11 protein-coding genes are annotated in these 19600 nt (G+C 31.7%); 1 reads left to right on the forward strand and 10 read right to left on the reverse strand.

The window, feature by feature from the left end; all coding sequences use genetic code 11:
- Window positions 1–65: 65 nt before the first annotated feature.
- The 8 genes from sprA to ACKVOV_RS07400 form a co-directional block, all read right to left on the reverse strand.
- Window positions 66–7310: a cell surface protein SprA gene (gene sprA / locus ACKVOV_RS07365; RefSeq protein WP_409206117.1), complete on the reverse strand. Its 7245-nt coding sequence runs from the start codon at window positions 7308–7310 to the stop codon at window positions 66–68.
- A 3-nt stretch (window positions 7311–7313) separates the two neighbouring features.
- The gene (ruvA, locus tag ACKVOV_RS07370; protein ID WP_409206118.1) at window positions 7314–7895 is read right to left on the reverse strand and encodes a Holliday junction branch migration protein RuvA; all 582 of its coding nucleotides are present in this window, start codon (window positions 7893–7895) and stop codon (window positions 7314–7316) included.
- 72 nt (window positions 7896–7967) lie between these two features.
- Window positions 7968–10286, reverse strand: coding sequence for an NADP-dependent malic enzyme (locus ACKVOV_RS07375; protein WP_409206119.1), 2319 nt, complete (start codon window positions 10284–10286; stop codon window positions 7968–7970).
- Window positions 10287–10373: 87 nt separating this feature from the next.
- Entirely contained in the window at window positions 10374–10736 is a 363-nt protein-coding gene (locus ACKVOV_RS07380; RefSeq protein WP_409206120.1) for a nuclear transport factor 2 family protein, read from the reverse strand.
- A 109-nt stretch (window positions 10737–10845) separates the two neighbouring features.
- Complete coding sequence (locus tag ACKVOV_RS07385; protein WP_409206121.1) at window positions 10846–11754, reverse strand: pseudouridine synthase; 909 nt, start codon at window positions 11752–11754, stop codon at window positions 10846–10848.
- A gap of 237 nt (window positions 11755–11991) precedes the next feature.
- Window positions 11992–12909, reverse strand: coding sequence for a geranylgeranylglycerol-phosphate geranylgeranyltransferase (locus tag ACKVOV_RS07390; RefSeq protein ID WP_409206122.1), 918 nt, complete (start codon window positions 12907–12909; stop codon window positions 11992–11994).
- A 34-nt stretch (window positions 12910–12943) separates the two neighbouring features.
- On the reverse strand, window positions 12944–13882 hold the full coding sequence (locus tag ACKVOV_RS07395; protein ID WP_409206123.1) for a mevalonate kinase: 939 nt from the start codon (window positions 13880–13882) through the stop codon (window positions 12944–12946).
- 33 nt (window positions 13883–13915) lie between these two features.
- Window positions 13916–14998, reverse strand: coding sequence for a diphosphomevalonate/mevalonate 3,5-bisphosphate decarboxylase family protein (locus tag ACKVOV_RS07400; protein ID WP_409206124.1), 1083 nt, complete (start codon window positions 14996–14998; stop codon window positions 13916–13918).
- A gap of 95 nt (window positions 14999–15093) precedes the next feature.
- On the opposite strand from ACKVOV_RS07400, the gene ACKVOV_RS07405 reads away from it, so the two are divergent.
- Window positions 15094–15585, forward strand: a complete 492-nt coding sequence (locus ACKVOV_RS07405) for a TspO/MBR family protein (RefSeq protein ID WP_409206125.1) — start codon at window positions 15094–15096, stop codon at window positions 15583–15585.
- 55 nt (window positions 15586–15640) lie between these two features.
- On the opposite strand, the gene ACKVOV_RS07410 is transcribed toward ACKVOV_RS07405, so the two are convergent.
- Together ACKVOV_RS07410 and ACKVOV_RS07415 are read right to left on the reverse strand one after the other, a co-directional pair.
- On the reverse strand, window positions 15641–16795 hold the full coding sequence (locus ACKVOV_RS07410) for a T9SS type A sorting domain-containing protein (RefSeq protein WP_409206126.1): 1155 nt from the start codon (window positions 16793–16795) through the stop codon (window positions 15641–15643).
- 207 nt (window positions 16796–17002) lie between these two features.
- Window positions 17003–19570, reverse strand: coding sequence for a LytTR family transcriptional regulator DNA-binding domain-containing protein (locus ACKVOV_RS07415; RefSeq protein ID WP_409206127.1), 2568 nt, complete (start codon window positions 19568–19570; stop codon window positions 17003–17005).
- Window positions 19571–19600 lie beyond the last annotated feature (30 nt).

Raw genomic sequence — 19600 nt, forward strand, 5'->3', positions numbered from 1 at the left:
TATTATTTAATTTTAATTTAAAACAAAAGTAAAATTATTACCGTAATAATCTTATTTTTTAATAATTAATTTCCAAAGTTATATCTAATTGTAAATCCTGCACGAATAGTGGTTAGCGGAAACGATGTCGAAATAACTGCTTTAGAGAACGTATAATCGAAAAAGAAAAGCGTTGTTAGGTTTTTGCTAAAAGCATAATCTGCGGTTAGCTTCGCAGATACAATATTTTGCCCTCCTGCTAATTGATTATTGTTATAATCTAAATTTCTAACTATTGTTTTATTATTTCTAAACGAAACATCTCCTCTAATATTTACATCACTCTTTATTAGTCCTGTTGCATTATCGGCTAATCTAGATTTTATTTGGACATCTTTTATACGATAACCCAACCCAACAACATATTCGACTCCTTTTAATTCAGTTAGCAAGTTATTATCGAAACTTAGAGACATTGTTCGGTCTTTTTTCATTTCGGCAAGAATTTTTATAGAGCTTTTCATTTCAAAATCCAATCTAACTAACGGACTAAATTGTTCTGTTAAGTTGACATTACCAATAATGTTTTTGTTTTGAAAATTACCTCCTGTATCATAAGACGCTGGATTGGTATATTCAAAATTAGAACGGAAAGAATTTATTGTATATGCTGCTTTATATGCGTGTTGTACAGAAAATCTTTTGAATTTATCTTTAAAGAATTTGTATCTCATAAGTCCTGTATATTTTACAGTCCAGTTAGGAATTGGAATATTCCTAAATGCTCCCAATGAAACTCCAGAAGCATCACCTCCTGTATAAGCTGCTAAAAATGATGGTAACAAAACCGCTTGGTTATTTTTCCCGAAACCTATTGGGTATCCATAATTAGGATTGTTAACATCTGTCACTCTAGGAAACTCTGTTGTGCCGTAAGAAATTGTGGCCAATCTATCTGCTACTACAAGTCTATTTTGTCTAAAATTATCAAATGCTGGCGATGTTACCTCATCACTTTGAGAGAAAGCTGTTTTAATTAAAACTGTTGAAATCGAAAAATTTCCGTAGTTATAAGGAGAATGGGAATTATAATTACCTCCAGTTACATCAAATTGTTCTGAAAAATTATCTGAATAAGTTCTATCAGCAATTAAATCGATTTTTAGATCTGGAAATAATTCGACATTTGCGTTTGCAGTAATATGTTTTGTTTTTACTTGTGTGAAATTCTGATTAAACTCAGGATAATTTGTTAGCCAACCATTCTTAGCCGCTTCAAAACGCACATCATCTTGTAAACCAAACACAAATCCTAAGGTTGGTTTAGACGAACCTAAAAATCCAATAGATGGTAAATACCCAGGAAGCATTGTCCCACTAGTTTCATTATAATTTATTTGAATATTTTTTATACTAGTAGCTACTCCTATTAATCCATCTAGAAATACGTTAGGTTTTATTTCTTTAACCTTTGGTTTTGCAACTACTTTCTCTCCCGGTTTTGGTGGTGCAGGTGGTGCTACAGGTGTTTTTAGAGTTTGCTTTTGTTTTACTCCTTTTGTTAATCCTATATATTTATAAAAAGTATCCATATTGAATGCTGTATTCAGTTTATGTGAATTTGCATTCTGTATTGTATTTCCTAAATCGTAAATATTTCCCGCACCATCATCAAAAGCTTGTAATGCTAATGACGCTCTTTGCCAAGAATAATCTCCTGTATAGGTATAATCAGATTTTATAAATGCTAATGCTGGAATTTTATTTATAGGCAATTCATAATTAGCAGTTAGTTGTTGTGAATGTTGATTTGGTGTACCTATATTCCAGTAATCATCCCAGATAGTAAAATCATCGATAGGATTATTATTTGCATCTAAATAATTTCTAACCAAGTTCGCTGTTGTTGCAGTATAATTAAGTCGTAAAGTTTTTGTTAAATTATAATTGAAGCCATAATTATAATTAAACATATTGTTACGTTTATACAAAGGATCTAATCCAATTCCTTGCACGTCAATTTGTCTGTATTGTTGTTTGTTATATTGTCGCATAATAGTCGAACTAAAATTCACACTAGTAGGCAAATAATTAAAATTGAAATCACTTAACATTTTCCAATAACTACTTTTCTTCAAAAACTTTGTATTTTTAAATGGCTCAATAGGTTTTGGTTGAAATGTAAAAGCATAGTCTGCAGATGTTCTTACTTGTTTGTCTTCTACATTCTCTATTTCAAAATCATGATGCTCGACTGAATTATATGAATACGAAACTGTTAGATTTTCTGGATCATAAAAATGTTGTTTTTGTTCCGCCCCACGATCTTTTCTTACCCCTATAAAGTTGATGCTTTTTCTTTTTGTGAAATTGATAGCACGATCTTTAAATTCTGCTTTATCAGTAGGATCTGTGGTTACATCTAGCAATTGTTTTAGCTTAATATCCTGATTAAACGGATCATATTCTGGTGTGATTATTTGTTCTCCAATACCATAATTAAATGGTAGGTTTATTCCCCATTTTTTAGGCAATAATTTACCCAAGTTCATATTTGTAACAATATCATATTGCTTAGTATCTTCACGACTACGTTCGTTTGGACTTTGTTCTAAAGAACCAAAACCTATGGTATTCATTCTCCCTGTTGCAGAAAGTGTCATAAAATCGGCAAGATTGGTATCTAGACTTGCAATAGCTGCCATACCTCCTTTGTTATCCGTATCGGCAAGGCGTAGTTCATTAAACCAAACTTCTCCTCGATTATGTGAATTTATAACCGTAGAAGGATTTTTAACCCCCATCATCAATGTTCTTACATAACCAAAATTTGGATTTCCTTTAATACCTATTCTCATCCCTGCTTTTGCTGAAGGATCTAATGCAACTGCATCTTGAAAGAAAATACCATTTGCATCAACAGGCTGAGTCCCTTTTAAGTTTAAAATTTTAAGCTGAGTTAACAAAGCCGTTTGTAAATCGATTTCATTTTCTACTGGCCAAATTTCAGAAGCTGACACTGCATTTTCTTGAGTAACTTTTAGTGGTATTTCTATCTGATAAAAGTTATTTGTAAAATCATTTCCAAAACGAATAAAAGCAACCATTTCATTATCCTGAATAGGTGTGTTTTCTCCATTTGGGAAGCCTGCAGATGTTCTTCTTAATGACTCAGCATGCAAGAACATTTTTAGTTTTTTGTACTGACGCATATCCACATCTACATTCTTAAAAACTGCTCTAGAATCTCCTGCTTCTAATCCTTTTGTTCCAGATTGTGGGTTTCCTTTGTCATAAACTTTTAACGAAAGTGATTGTTCATTCTGCTTAAGCACCGAATTATTATTATACAACTGCTCTCTTTCTACACCTGGAGGCGATACATATCTTATAGGTGATCTGCTACTATTTTCTTCAATATTTACAGCAGTTACATCGAAACCTGTTGGGTCATTAGTTGGATCAACATCTAAAGCTTGAAGTGTATTATTATACCTTCTCCATTCTCCACGTACAAGATCTAAAGCACCTAAACGAACTGTCACTTTATCGGCAAATCCTGACATAAACATACGCATAAAACGAATAGACTTGAAATCTGAAATTCCGCCTTCAATATTTGCAGCTGTTGCTTCAAGAATAGGAATTTTAAATTGCACCCATCTTGCTTGGGTTGTGTTTCCGTTTGCAAGCGTAACTTGGGTTTCTCTTACATCAGAAACATATTGATCACCTACTGACAAATTTGGTTTAATATCTACCGTAAATTTATAATAAGCATCAATGGTATTCATTGTATTATCTCTATTAATATCTTCTACATCTGGAGTTGTTGTAGAACCTCTATTGGTATCCGAAACATTTACCGGTGAGTTACCTTCTAGACCATTATAGTTTTTATATCTATCGGTAATAGAGCCTGAAGCACTTAGAAAATATTGATAATTATCTTGTGCTGGATCTGATCCTGCAAATGCTGGATATTTCGCGTTTTCTTCAGCATCTGACAATCCGTTAAGACCTACATCTTGTTGTGCTCTATTAGCTTCATCAGTATCGAAAGCATAAATTAATGATTGTGATGCTGGAACTTTACCCCAAGTTGTATTAATCACATTTGGATTGGCTCCGCCGGCAGGCAATCCGTTTTCGTATAATTTTCGCCCATCTTTTAGGACATCCTCTGAAATTTCACCTAAATTAAATGTCAATTTTCCAATATTTGCAGGATTTGTGTCACTTGCCGTTCCAAAATAAGGATCTAACATCCAAAATTGAATGTATTCTACATTTGATTGTTCAAAATTTGTAGAAGAAATGGAACGCATAATTCCTCCAAAATTATTTTGAGGTGTTGGTAAAGTATTCCCTACTGCTAATGGGTTAAAGTTATAAGGACCACGTTCTGCAGGATAATAAGTCATATCTAATGTAGGAACGACAGTGGTTTCTCCTACTGCAATATCAGTATTTGGATATAATTCTGAACTGTAAACTCTCCTAGTATTATTTCGAGAAACGTCGTTATCATCTATTCCTGCTGGTCTTTGGCTTGTATAAAAAGTTGGATCGATAGAATACCAAGACATTTTTGCACGTTTGTCATTATATGCTAAATTATTTTCCGCTACTTCTCCACCAAATCCTACTGGTGAACTAGACAAACTCCAAGCAAAAGGAGATTTCATATCTATTGTAGATTGAGAACCTTCAAAATCATCAACATATACTGTTGCTTCTCCCTGAAATTGATCTGTTTTAGATGTCCCTGGTTTTAGAAAAGCGACTTCTCCTCTAAATGATAAATTAGAAGGAACATCGGTATCTAAATTGGGTAATTTATTAACTAATCTAGTAAAAAATGGCACCTCTGTAGAAAAATTTCCGTTTGCCCCAAAAATTGTATTATTTATAGATTCTTGACCATAATTTGTTTTTTGTGTGAATGGTCTTTCTGTCATTCTTAATAAGGTTGCACCTATTTGAAACTTGTCAGAAAACTTATGTTCAACATTTACACCCATAAATCTTCGGGTTTGCTGACCAAAAACTGAATTATTTTCGACAGAAACACTAATAGGTGTACCAGAAGCTTGTAATGAAGGATCGAGAATTTGCACTCGTCCTGCTTGATAATTTACACTATAATCTATTCCTTCTTGCAATACTCTCCCTCCTGCAGTAACCACAACCGAACCACGAGGAACATTTGCAGCTCCTAAAGAAATTCCTTCTCCTCCAGTAGATTTAAACTTTCCTTTAAGTTGGAATTTATTCTTTTCACTTTCTTGTAAAGCTTGAGCTTGAGTTTTACGATACAAACTCGAGAAAACGTATTTTTTCTGATTCGCATTATAATCTATAGGTGAATTTGGATCTCCATTATAGTTTTCACCTAAATTTGAACGCAATTTGTTAAATAAGTGTTTCCCAAAAGGCTCTACTGTTGTAAATATTATTCTACCATTTTGAGTATCGACGGTTAAACCTGGGATAAAATCAAAAAAACCATCTCCAGATGTACCATTTGCATTATTTTGTGGGTCATTGTTATAATCTAATCTATCTACATTAAACACTTTTAGCAAAGGTGTTCGAGTTACTAAATCTTGAGGACTTGGTAATGACCCAACAAGTTCTATATAATTTAGTGGTGATGGGTCAGAATATAATATATTAAATTTAAAATCTTTAGCATCTAATTGATATGCTCCTGGTATTTGATAAATATTTTTCATCATCAAATTCCATGCTGGTTTAGTTACACTTGCTAAATTCCCTTTTAACATCTTAAGAATCAAACTTTGAGTAGTAGGAACACCTGTTGCATTTACATTAGTTGCAGCTACACCATCGGTACCGAACTCCCCTACCTGATACACTTCATCTCCAATTGTATATTGATATGCAACGGCTAAAACCTCATCGTTAGACAATCTTTGATTTAATGACAAGTAACCCAATTGGGTATTAAAAGTATATTCATTGGGTGTTAATTTTCTTGCATTTTCTAGTTTAGCATAATCGGTTCCTTCAGATGGTGCTGGAGCAACTCCACTAAACCCTTGTCCAGCAGTTGCAATTTCACGAATAGCGGAATTTAAATTACTATTACCAATACCAATTTTTGTAGGATCGAAATTATTATTTTTATTATCAGATGGTGTATCTGCCGGTGTATTAAAAAATGTTACTGGTGGTGTTATCCCAATAATTTCAGCATCAGTAAACCCTGTAAGTTTGGCCTCTCCTAAATCTTGTAAGGCAACAATATTTCTTAAATTATTTCCATCAGGAGAAGTGTTTACTCTATTTTGCCTATTGGTAATCCAAACTTCCATTCTAGTAATTTGAACTCTAGAATCGATAACTGGATAATTCCTAAGTGCCGAATCATACTTATTTCTAAAATATTGTGATAAAAAAAAGTGTCTATCTACATCATAATCTAACCCAAAGAGGTTAAATTCCTGAATTGCTCCTCCTCCTTCTGACGTAACTGTTTTTGTTTGAGATTTTTGTTCAGAATATATCCCCGTAACAGTTGTTTTTCCGAATTGAAATTGGGCTTTCACTCCAAATAAACTCTGAGCACCACGTATTAATGTACTATTTAGGGGCATACTTACATTACCAACTTCAATTTTTTGAAGAATATCATCTTCAGTTGGTGTGTATTCTAATTTTATTAAATTTTGAAACGCAAAAGTAGATTCAGTATCATAATTTGCATTTACTTTTAATCTTGTTCCAACTTTTCCAAGCAAGCTCAAACTAATTCTTTGGTCAAAATCGAAAGTAGTACTTTTTCTATTTCTTGGAGAAAAAGAAGGATTATCTTGTTTGGAATAACGCATTCCTAAATCGACCTCGACTGTACCTGTAGGCTTTACATCGATAGTATTACTTCCAAAAATAGTTTCAAAAAAGCCTGAGTTAATATAATATCTTGGCAATAAATCTTTTTTAGCATCTTTACTAGCTGCTTTTTTCCCATCGATTGCATCAGATTTTTTTTGAAAATACTCACGCATCGACTCTCTAGAAATTAATTCTTGATATTCTTTTGGTGTCAGAACAATTGGATAATTAATATTAAACCCTTCAAATGTTTTGGTATAAATATATCTGTCTGTAACTGGATCGTACGAATATGCTTCTAAAACGCTATTTGGATTTGGGAGTTGTATACTACCAGAATCATAACCTTTAACTGTATCTTGTGGATCCGTAACAACTTGTGCATTAGCAGCAATTGAAATAAAAAAAAGCAGTATAAAAACACTGTTTTTAAAAAACGAATTCGAATTATATAAACTAAATTGTCTCAACGATTATAAATTTTTTAAGGCTTGTTTGATAATAGTCTCTACGGTTGCATCTGGCATTGTTGCAACAATTTTTTCAACAACCTTTTCGGCCGATTTTCTAATAAATCCTAAAACTTCTAATGCAGATAACGCCTCATCTTTATTTGTATTGCTTTGTGACATAGAAACTTCGTCTAAATCATAAAGTTTTAACACTTTTTCTTTTAAATCTAGAATGGTTCGTTGGGCAGTTTTTAGACCAATTCCTTTAATTGACTGAATAGTACCTACATCTCCAGAGCCAATGGCATTTATAATTTGTTTTGGTTCGATTGATGATAACATCGTACGTGCAATATTTGCACCAATTCCTGAAACAGAAATGAGTAATTTGAAAATTTCTTTTTCAGATTTTTCGAAAAAACCATATAACGAATGACTATCTTCCTTGACTATGAGGTGTGTAAAAAGCTTAATAAAATCTGTCGTAGGCAACAAACCATAAGTATGCAACGAAATATTAACATGATAACCAACACCATTACAGTCTATTATAACTTCTGTAGGTGATTTTTCGACTAATTTTCCCTGAATGTGTGCTATCATAAATAAATTCGTAAACCTTCAAATATACTAATTTTCTCTAATTTTAGTTACTTTTTTTGACCAACTACTTGATTACTCGATTAAAATAACCTCTTCTGTTTTTTTGCTGGATTTTAGTTTTTTCTCTTTCTCTTGTGCATCAACAGCAGCAACAGCAGCCATATTTACCATTTCTTCCACACTTGCTCCTAATTGAAAAATGTGTACTGGCTTATCCATTCCCAACATTATTGGTCCAATAGAATCTACTTTATACAATTCCTTTAGCATTTTATAAGTAATATTTGCAGATTCTAAGTTTGGAAAAATAAGAGTATTAACTTTATGACCTACTAATTTAGAAAATGGAAATTTGCTTTTTAACATATCTGGATTTAAAGCAAAATCTGTCTGAATCTCACCATCTACAATCAAATCCGGATAATAATTATGAAGATAAGCAACTGCTTCACGAACTTTTGCAGCACTTTCATTACTTGAAGACCCAAAATTAGAAAATGAAACCATTGCAATTACAGGCTCTAAACCAAACATTCTTACTATTTTTGCAGTCATTAAAGCAATTTTGGCCAAATCATCTGAACTTGGATTTGGGTTTATTGCTGTATCTGACAAAAACATAGGTCCACGGGCAGTCATCATCATATTTGTGGTTGCAATTCTTGTAACTCCGGGTGCTTTCCCAATAAGTTCCATCATAGGTTTTACAACTGATGGATAACTTCTAGAATATCCAGTTACTAAGGCATCTGCCTCACCTTCATTAACCATCATTGCTGCAAAATAATTACGCTCACGCATCCATTTTTGAGCATCTAACAAGGTAATTCCTCTACGACGACGAGATTTCCAATATATTTCGGCAAAACGCAATCTTCTTGCATCTTCTTCCTTTGTTTTTGGATCTAAAATAGCTACCTCAGCATCAAAACCGATTTCTTCTTTTAACTCTAAAATAATTTCTTTATTCCCTAATAAAATTGGGATTCCAATACCTTCTTCATGTACAATTTGGGCTGCTTTTAGTACATCGAGATGATCTGCTTCAGCAAAAATAATTCGCTTTTTATCTGTTTTAGCTCTGTTAGCTAACAAACGAACCATTTTATTATCAGAACCTAATCGTTCTAGTAATTCTTCTTTATATTTTTCCCAATCGGTGATTTCAATTTGAGCTACACCACTTTCCATAGCAGCCTTTGCTACAGCTGGAGCAACTTCAGTTATTAATCTTGGATCGAAAGGTTTTGGAATAATATAATCCCTTCCAAAGTTTAATTTGGTTTCCCCATAAGCAATATTTACTTGTTCAGGAACAGATTGTTTTGCTAGACATGCCAAAGCTTTAACAGCTGCCATTTTCATAGCTTCGTTAATTTTTGTAGCCCTAACATCTAATGCTCCACGGAAAATATAAGGAAATCCTAAAACGTTATTTACTTGATTAGGGTAATCTGAACGGCCAGTTGCCATTATAATATCTTTACGAGTAGCAATGGCAAGATTATAATCTATTTCTGGCGTTGGGTTTGCCATCGCAAAAACAATAGGATCGTTTGCCATTCCTAATAACATTTCTGGCGTAAGAATATTTCCAGCAGAAAGTCCTAAAAAAACATCGGCATTAATTAACGCTTGATGCAAATTGATATTTGGTTTTGCTTTAGAGTATCTTTTTTGTAAGTCGGACAAATCTGTTCTTTCCGAAGAAAGCACGCCATCTTTATCGAACATAACAATATTATCCGGGTTTACTCCTAAAAGCACGTATAAATTAGCACAAGCTAATGCGGCTGAACCAGCTCCAGAAACAACTAATTTAACTTCTTCAATTTTTTTATTAGCTAACTCTAATGCATTTAATAAAGCTGCCGATGAAATAATAGCAGTTCCGTGTTGATCATCATGCATTACTGGAATATTCAACTCTTCAACCAATCTTCTTTCTATCTCGAAAGATTCTGGAGCTTTAATATCTTCTAAATTTATTCCACCAAAAGTTGGCGCAATGGCTTTGACTGTTTCTACAAACTTATCAATATCTGTAGCATCAACTTCTATATCAAAAACATCAATATCTGAGAAAATTTTAAACAACAAAGCTTTTCCTTCCATTACTGGTTTAGAAGCTTCTGGACCAATATTTCCAAGACCCAGAACAGCTGTTCCGTTAGTAATTACAGCTACTAAGTTTCCTTTGGCAGTATATTTATAAACGTTGTTTACATCTTTTGCAATCTCAAGACAAGGCTCTGCTACTCCTGGCGAATAAGCCAATGATAAATCACGTTGCGTAGCATATTTTTTAGTAGGAACAACTTGTATTTTCCCTGGTGTGGGTTTTGCGTGGTATAGTAATGCTTCTCTTCTTTTATTATTATTCGCTGACATATTTTAAAATTACTATGAATTTACAAAGTTAAAATATGCATTGGAAGTACGAAATTTTTTAGGTTAATCTTTTAGAAAGTTTTAATTCTATCCGTGGTAAACTCGTGACAAAATAATTTTTCCGTGTCTAACTTCTAGAACTTCAGCAACAAGGATATCTTCTTCGTTTTCTACTTGACGAATATATTCCATAAAAACTCTATCTGTGTTTGCTGTAAGCGACTTAACTTTATAATGCAAACTTGGCAACCTATCAAAAGCTTCTTGCCACCAAATTCTCATAGCTTCTTTACCAACTACTAGACCATTCGTTTCTGGTTTATGAATTTTTAGTTTCGGACTATAATGTTCTGCTTCATCATCATAAAGTGCTAATAATTTTTCCAATTCTTTATTATTGAATGTTTCGAACCAACGAAATGCTATAGATTGTAATTTTTCTGGTGTCATATATTTTGTTTCAAACACAATGTTCACTAAGAATCCACAAAACACACAAAGCATTAATAGCCTTAGTGAACTTTGTGGATTCTTAGAGAACTTTGGAATTAATTTTGTATTATGTATTTTTTAAATTGATAATTTCTTGTTCGGTTAAGAAACGCCAATTTCCTCTTGGTAAATTCTTTTTAGTCAATCCCGCAAATGAAACTCTGTCTATGCGAAGCACATCATACTTGAAACTTTCAAAAATAGCACGAACAACTTTTACGTTTGCCGTTTTTAGCTTCAATCCTATCTCGCTTTTAGGTTCATTTTCAATATAGCTTACATCTTCTACAAAAACACGGTGACCATCTATAACCAATCCCTTGTTGATTTTTTCTAAATCTTCAAATTTTAAATTTTTATCTAGGGAAACTTGGTATATTTTTGATGATTTTTGACTTGGTAAACTAAATTTACGAATCATATCCGTATCATTTGTAAACAATAATAACCCTGTTGTATTCTTGTCCATTCTTCCTACTGCAGCAATTTTTGCATTAGTAGAGCCTCTCACCAACTCTAAAACATTACGATTTTCCTGACCTTCTTCGAAAGCAGTCGTAAAGTTTTTAGGTTTGTTTAGTAAAATGTATTCTTTCTTTTCTGGTGTAAGCACCGATCCGTCGAAGTTTACGACATCACCTGGTTTTACCATATAACCCATTTCGATAACAGGAATTCCATTAACTTTTACATTACCTGATTGTATGTAAATATCGGCATCACGACGTGAACATGCTCCTGAATTAGAAATGTATTTATTAAGGCGTATTTCGTCTTTCACCTTTGGTCTTTTAGGTGCTTGATTTGGTTTTTTCTCTACTTTATTTGGGTCTACTGCTTCAACTTTTGTTGTAGGTTTTACTTTTTTTGGACCTTGGGCACGCTTTGCCATCGCTGGTTTTGGCTTGTTAGAACTTGGACGAGTACTGTTTGGTCTCGCTCCACTTCCTTTTTTATTGCCTCCTGAATTATTCATAACTTCTGTATTTACTTCTTCTCTTGGGTCTTATGACCTCAAGTTTGCAAAGATAGTGTTTCTTTATTTGATAATGAAATTAGGAAATGTATAGTTTATTTTTTAGCCCAGATTACTTCACTTATTTTTTATTTTCAATTGAGTTCAGTGAACTTCGTTTGCAACGGAAATCCTTTTGTTTTTTTCTTTAAAAAACAAAAGATTAAAGTGAAAAGCTGGAAATAGCTCCTAAAAAAATTATAATTTCAGCAATGCTTTTCCGTTTATTAATACCGAAGGATTTATCAGGACGATGCAAAAAACTCCTGCAACGATAAGTATTTTTAGCACAACATGAAGTTGCACATATTCGGGTTGTGTTTGGGATTTCCAGAGTTTGAGTAGAAAGAAAATCAAAATCATTAAACTGACATAAAAATAGAGATCCATATAACCTACGTCATATTTTTCGATTAATATATACACTGGAATGATGGTCGAAATGGTTAGAATTGTGATAATTTGTTTTGAAATTCGCTCTCCGAAACGCACAGGAATGGTTTGATAATTGTTTGCAATATCACCTTTTATGTTTTCTAAATCTTTAATCATTTCGCGAATAAAAATGAGCAAAAAAAGAAACATTGCATGAGCAAAAATAACAGGATAGAAATTTTTGAAATACAATAAAATACCAAAAAAAGGCAAAACGGCAAGTAATGAAGCTGTTAGATTTCCAACAATTGGGTATTTTTTTAATTTGTGTGAATAGAACCAAATTAAGAAAATATAGGTTGCAAAAAACAAGGCCGCTCGAAAGGAAATAATAAGCGCAAGTATTGTGGCAAGAAAATTTAGCAGAAAATAAACTTGTAATTTTGTTTTCTGACTGACCAATCTGTCTAATCTAGTTTTGTTAGGACGGTTGATTAAATCTTTTTCTGAATCGTAAAAATTATTGATAATATAACCCGATGCAATAGTTAATGTTGATGCAAAAACGAGTATAAATAAACGCCAATCTAAAATAACATCGAGTGCTCTTTTTTCGGGCGAAAGGATAAAAATAGAGGACAAATATTGCGCTAAAACGACTACCGGAATATTATAACCACGCACGACAGAAAACAAACTGAAGATTTTGATTAAGAATAATTTTGATTTACGTGTTAGCATTTATTAAGTCGAAAGTTGTAAAGCTTGAAAGTCCTTAAAACTGATAAACTACTTCCAATTTATAATCTTTTAGTGACATTCTTGCTTTTTCTAGGTCTTGTGTAAATCCTAAAATATAACCACCACCGCCAGAACCACAAAGTTTTAAGTAGTAATCATTTGAGTCGATACCACGTTGCCAAAGTCCATGAAATTGCTCTGGAATCATGGGTTTAAAATTATTTAAAACCACTTTAGACAGCTTCTTTGTATTGGCAAATAATGATTTAATATCGCCACCCAAGAAATTTTCCACACAAGCATCAGTGTGTTTTATAAACTGTGATTTTAGCATTTTTCGGAAACCTTCTTCTTTTAAGCTTTCCATAAAAATATTTACCATTGGTGCAGTTTCTCCCACAATTCCAGAATCTAACAAGAAAACTGCTCCTTTTCCGTCCAGACTTTGAGTAGGAATTCCTGTTGCTTCGATATTATCTTTAGAATTGATTAGAATTGGAATGCTCAAATAACTATTTAATGGATCTAATCCCGAACTTTTCCCGTGGAAAAAATTTTCCATTTGAGAAAAAATATTTTTAAGTGTTAATAATTTTTCACGTGTCAGATTTTCTAAAACTGTGATTTTATTATTAGCATATTTATCATAAATTGCTGCAACAAGAGCACCACTACTTCCTACTCCGTATCCTTGGGGAATACTAGAATCAAAGTACATTCCGCTTTCTATATCGCTATTTAAACTTTCTAAATTGAATGTAACTAATTCTGGCTGTTCTTCTTGCAAAGTGGCCAAATGAGAAGCTAATCTTTTCAGATTTTGATTAGACTTTATAGCTTCAACTGAAGGATTTTCGTCAGATTTTAGTGCTCCATTATAAAAATTATAAGGGATAGACAATCCTTTTGAATCACGAATAATTCCGTATTCTCCGAAAAGTAATATTTTTGAGTAAAATAATGGTCCTTTCATTTATTTTTAGTTTTCAGAATATAAATATACAAATTAAATCAATTGACTTCCAAATCCAATTTCGTCACAAATGTACTGACCATTTTGACAATAGCCAACTAATTCGTCCTTAATAAATTGCAAAATTATCTCTTTATTATTTTCAGGGTACAAAACGTGAACATTCGCTCCAGCATCTAACGTGAAGCAAACTGGAATATTGTTCTCATTTCTAAATTTCCAGATTTTATTAATAATTTCTAAAGTGTTTGGCTTCATCAGAATAAAATAAGGCATTGAAGTCATCATCATAGCGTGCAAAGTCAAGGCTTCGCTTTCTACAATTTTGATAAATTCATCTACATTTCCGTTTTCTAAAACTATTTTCATTTTAGATAAATTTTCGTGTGCTTGCTCAAATCTTCTGCTAGCATAAGGATGATTGTGCATTAAATCGTGTCCAACGGTACTAGAAACTTGCTTTTCACCTTTATCTACCAGTAAAATGGTGTCTTGGTAGTTTTTGAAATTTTGATGAATTATTGATGGAAATTCGATTCCAAATAAATCTGAACTTTCAGAAATCTCTCCATGTTTTCCCCAAACCACAACACTCCCTTTCACACTTCTACAAGCACTTCCAGAACCTAGTCGAGCTAAAAACGACGCTTTTTGATAAAAATAATCATCATTCATCGACGGATTTAACGCTTTTTCTAAACTCATAATAGTCATTGCTAAAGCCGCCATTCCTGATGCAGAAGAAGCAATTCCCGAGCTGTGCGGAAAAGTATTATGAGTATCGATTGTAAAATGGAATTCTTTTAGAAACGGACAATAAATGGCAATTCGTTCGAAAAATTTCTGGATTTTAGGTTTGAAATCTTCTTTAGCTTTTCCTTCAAATAACAAATCGAATGAAAAATCATTGTTATTTACTTTTTTAATAAAATTTAATTTTGTGATTGTTTTACAATTATTCAGCGTAAAACTTATAGACGGATTTGCTGGAACTTGATTTTCTTTCTTTCCCCAATATTTAACTAAAGCAATATTACTGGGCGAACTCCACTCGAAACTTCCATTTTTTAGCGTAATATCTTGATTTTTTATCACAAAATCTTTTTCAGAAATCATATTTTAAAAATTTTAACAAAGATACTTTTTTTGCCAATTCGTTGCTTTTTAAATTAGATTATTATTTATTTGTTAAATCTAATTTACCAACCATTTTGAAAAAAGCTAATTTAACTAAAATCATCCTCTCCATTTCAGCCTGTGTTCTTATTGGTTTTTTATCGAGTTTTGCAACACGTTCTTCTGTTGATACATGGTTTTTAACACTTAAAAAACCTTTTTTTAATCCGCCAAGTTGGTTGTTTGCACCTATTTGGACTATTTTGTATATCCTAATGGGCTATAGTTTTTCTATCATTTGGAATAACAAAGGTCAAAGCAGAAAAAGTAAAGAAATTATTAAAAATGCAATGATGCTTTTTGGGATTCAATTAGCTCTAAATGCGATCTGGTCAATTTTGTTTTTTGGATTATGCAATCCTTTTCTAGCTTTAATAGAAATTTTATTACTTTGGTTGATGATTTTTGAAACCATAAAAGCTTTTAAGAAAGTCGATGTTTATGCCTCAAAACTACTTATTCCATATTTAGTTTGGGTAAGTTTTGCTACTATTTTAAACGGAAGTATTTGGTTTTTGAATAGTTAAAAAAGCCCAATCTAGTTAGATCAGGCTTTTGGTTTTTTTTTAAGATTAGTTAAGTTTAATTTTTAACTATTTTTTCTACAAATACACCTTCATTTGTCTCGACATTCATTAAATAAATACCAGAGCGCAAAGAGGTTAAATCTATTGTTTGAGGATTAAAATTTTCTAATGCAGTAGTCATTATTGCAATATTATTAGTATCATAAACTGTGATCGTTTTTAGAACAACATCCATTTCTGTTTTCTCAATAACAATAACTCCATTTGTAGGATTTGGATATGTTGTAAACTTTTTTGGTTTCCTTGGAGATCTATTCTCATCATTAGGGTCAGTGATTGGAGCTGTTACGCTTTTTAAAGTAGCTGAATCATTTGGTGTTCCAACAGCAACATTCATACAAGTGGAAAAAGTTTTCGACCATACGTGATTCGTCCATCCATAGGAACCATTAGGAATAGTATAAACAATAGGAGTATTAGAGCCTACAGGCGTATATCTATATTGCAACTTTACAGTATAAGTTGTGTTTGTATTTGAACTATAAAAACTACTGTTTGGCGTAAAAGCATTCGACGAGCTATTTATATTAAAATTGCTCAATAACTCAATTGTTGAAATTGGAAGCCCAGAAGTTTTTATAACATTAAATTCTAATCCTGTTTTATTTATTACTGTACCATTAACATGATAGCCAAAATTACCTGTAAATAAATTGGTATGAGTGTCTGTTTGACAATATGGTGTCAAAACTACATTTAAAGCTGGATCTGGAAGTTTATTTACGACTATCCGAAAGAAAATAGAGTTTGACAAGTTTCCACATCCAAAACTCATTTTTAAAGTAGTAACTCCTACAGGAAAAGAATAATTATTTGGTAGAGTAACATAAGTAGCTCCTGATTGACCATTATTAACCACGAAAGCACCACTTGGAATTGCATTAATTGAAATCAGTCGCAAATTGGGCAGATTACAAGTAAACACACCATCCTTTTTCAATTTAAAAGTTCCTGTTAACTGATTCTGATAAAAAGGAATCGTGTAGGTATGTGTATAAGTACCAACTGAAGGGAAATTGGGACTATAGAGATAACTAGCAGCATTAGTATTTGCCAATTCAATAGTCTGAGCTTGAATAAGAGTGCTTGTTAATAAGCAAAAAAGGCAAAAAAATAGATCTTTTCTAAATTGTAATAATTTGTTTTTCATAATAGTTTGTTTTTAAAATTAATACTGCAAACCTAAAATGAATCCATAATAAAGACTTACAAAAAAATCTATTTGTGACAAACCCTCTATAAAAAAGTGACGAACTTTATAAAACAAAAACTAACTATAAATGGTTCTTGGGATGAACCTCATTTATTTTGGGATTAAATTATTATCAAAATTGTATTACTATTTGACCAGCAATTCTTAAAAAACTATTTTATCCAATTCGGACAAATACGTTTCTCCCACTGGAATTTCGTAATCATTTATATAAACTGCCTTTTTACTTTTTTTATTAATTTTATCAATTCGAACAATATAAGATCTATGCACTCTTAAAAACTCCAGCGAATCAGAAACTAATGTTTTAAAATCTCCTATTTTTTCTCTTACTGTATATGTTTTTGTTACTGTAACGATATCTATATAATTTCCAGATGATTGCACAAACAAGATATCCGATGTTCTAATTCTAATTTCCTTTCCAGCTTCCTTAAACGAAAAATAATCATCTTTTCTTTTAATTCTCTTCATCAACAAACGAAGTAGTTCTCTTACTATATCTTCATTATAACTTAATACGCGGATTTTAAAAAAGAAATAAATAATTACCCCCAAAACAAGCCCTAAAAATCCTAAAAACCAAAATGTTTGCCAAAATGGTTTGCTTATACATATTGAAATTTGAATACACTCGTTTGAGAAAGATTTACCATCTTCGAGTACTTTTACGAGTAACCTATAATTCCCTGGCGGTATATATTCATAAGAAATTTTCCTATCCTGTGTGTATTTCCATACATTATCAAGTCCTTCTAACTTATACTGATATAAAATTTCTTTTTTTAATGAAAAAGATACTGCTTCAACAAAAAAATCGATACGATTCTGGCTATAGTTTAGATCTAATAGATTATTATTAAACAAAAAAAGTTTATCATTTATTGCAATATCTCTTATTCTTAAAAAATAATGTCTTTTAGAAATTAATTGATTAAACTGATTTTTAGAAAATACACAAAGCCCTTTTGTAGTTCCTACATATATAGAGTCATCTATTATCTCTGCATCTTTTACTTGATTACTAAGTAATCCATTAACGGTAGTGATATAATCGATGGTATAATTTAAATTGTCCGAAAAATGAATTCTATTAATTCCGTAATTCGTACAAGCCCAAATAGTATGTTTATCTTCTACAACTATTTCTGTAACAATATCATTAGACAATCCCTTTGTTTTATCTATTGCATATACATGGTCTGTAGATTTATTATAAACCAATACACCCTTTCCTAATGTAGCCATATAGAAAATTCCGTTGGATTTCACATAATCAATATCATCAATACGATATTTGAATAAACCTTGCTTCTTTTGGGAAATTTTTCCGTTTTCTGAAATTTTTAATCCATCAATTGTTCCAAAATATAATGTATTATCAACAAATGAAATGTCATGAATCCTAAAATTAAGTGTATCTGACAGAATTTTTTCTTTATTTAAGGTGGTAAAAAAACCATATTGACTAAATGATAAAACACTGTCATTATCATCCGATATCTTCAAAACACCTCCAACATTTGGGTTTTTATAGTTCTTAGGAACTACAAATGTCTGATTGTCAGAATAGCAAAAAGTAGTTCTTAAATAAGGATGGTATTGTACAAAAGCTGAGTTATTAAAGACTCCTTTGTAAATTTGCTTAACTTTACTTTTAAATTTCTTTTGATAAATGTTACCATTAAAGGCTCCAATAAACAAATTTTTATTTTTGTCACTTGTTAAAGATTGAACCCTTGAATTCTCAAAAGTGAATTTTTTAATTTGATTTATTCTTTGATAAAACACTCCTGCATCGGCAGTAGCAACCCATATTCCATCATAACAATCTTTTAGAACTTTTGTAACGGAATGATCTTTTAGAAATTCTTTTATAAATTTTCCATTATAGTCAAAAACCTTAAAGCCTTTACCTCTAAATCCAACCCAAAAATGATGGCTGTCATATTTACCAGCACCTATAGGATTGTGATTGTTAAAACTAATATCTATTGTAGTTTTGTCTTTTCTATAGAGTCGAATTATATTATCAGATATCATCAATTTATTGCCCTCAGAAAGAAAAATTATATTTCTAATAGTTCCTTTGTCATAAGGAACATCATATTCATTTTTTATTGATGAGAAATAGCTCAAAAATTGTTTATTATTAACTTTTAAACTAGTCAAATACCTAGGAGTCTTCAAGCTTATCTTAGCTTTGCTAAATTCAACTATCTCTGAAAGGGTACCTTTATTATTTATCTTAAATGAATTAGTGCCATTGGAAAGATATAAATCTCCTTGCTTTGTAACTGCTAAACTTTTAACAAAAAAAGTGGGTATATTAAGAGTCTTTATATATTTAGTAATTACTGTATTATATTTATAAGGAATAAATTTACTGGTGCCATTTTTAAAATAAAATAGTTTCCCGTTAAAAGTAGAGCACCATATTTGCTCATTTTCTTGAGGATAAAATTCAAAGATGGTAATATCAGTTAACCCATCTTTGGGTTCGAAATTTCTAAATTCATAACCATTATATTGGCATAAACCTCTATCCGTAGCAAACCACATTGTTCCGTTTTTATCCTGAAATGAACTATACACCTCATTGCTAGGCAATCCTTCTTCGGTTGTGAAGTTTTGAAAATCTTTTTCTTGACTAATTCCTGAAAAAGAAAAAAGAAAAAAAAAACTAATTAAATATTGGGAGAATAAGGGCATTATAACTTTATAATTATTTTTAAATAAATC

This window comes from Flavobacterium sp. (assembly GCF_046153165.1).
Classification (GTDB): domain Bacteria; phylum Bacteroidota; class Bacteroidia; order Flavobacteriales; family Flavobacteriaceae; genus Flavobacterium.